This window comes from Vibrio sp. 1727 (assembly GCF_033344415.1).
Taxonomy (GTDB): Bacteria; Pseudomonadota; Gammaproteobacteria; order Enterobacterales; family Vibrionaceae; genus Vibrio; species Vibrio alginolyticus.
Map to the genome: position 1 here is coordinate 1 of NZ_JAWPOT010000152.1, position 852 is coordinate 852.

General features: G+C 48.6%; 1 pseudogene. It reads left to right on the forward strand.

The window, feature by feature from the left end:
* Window positions 1–852, forward strand: a pseudogene (gene carB / locus R8O10_RS24455) (carbamoyl phosphate synthase large subunit); the annotation flags it as partial.

Consider the following 852-nt stretch of genomic DNA (forward strand, 5'->3'; position numbering starts at 1 on the left):
CGTGCGGGCATGTCAGTGGATGGCGTGTTTAACCTGACGAACATTGATCGCTGGTTCCTAGTTCAAATTGAAGAGCTAGTTAAACTAGAAGAGCAAGTGAAAGCCGGTGGCTTTGCTGGTCTAACAGAAGAAGTTCTACGCCAGATGAAACGTAAAGGTTTCTCTGATGCGCGCCTATCTAAACTGTTAGGTGTGGCTGAAAGCGAAATCCGTCGTCTACGTGACCAGTTTGACATCCACCCTGTCTACAAGCGAGTGGATACGTGTGCGGCTGAGTTCTCTTCTGATACGGCTTACATGTACTCATCTTACGATGAAGAGTGTGAAGCAAACCCAACAGATAAAGACAAGATCATGGTACTGGGCGGTGGTCCAAACCGTATCGGTCAAGGTATCGAATTCGACTACTGTTGTGTACATGCATCACTAGCGCTTCGTGAAGATGGCTACGAAACCATTATGGTGAACTGTAACCCAGAAACAGTATCGACAGACTACGATACATCTGACCGTCTTTACTTCGAACCAGTAACTCTTGAAGATGTGTTGTCTATCGCCCGCGTTGAAAAGCCAAAAGGTGTGATTGTTCAGTACGGTGGTCAAACGCCACTTAAACTGGCTCGCGCACTAGAAGCTGCAGGCGTGCCAATCATCGGTACAAGCCCAGATGCGATTGACCGCGCAGAAGACCGTGAGCGTTTCCAGGCTGCAGTTGAGCGTTTAGGTCTTCTACAACCACAAAACGCAACAGTAACGGCGATGGAGCAAGCGGTTGAGAAATCTCGTGAAATCGGCTTCCCACTCGTTGTTCGTCCATCTTACGTTTTGGGTGGTCGTGCGATGGAAATCGTC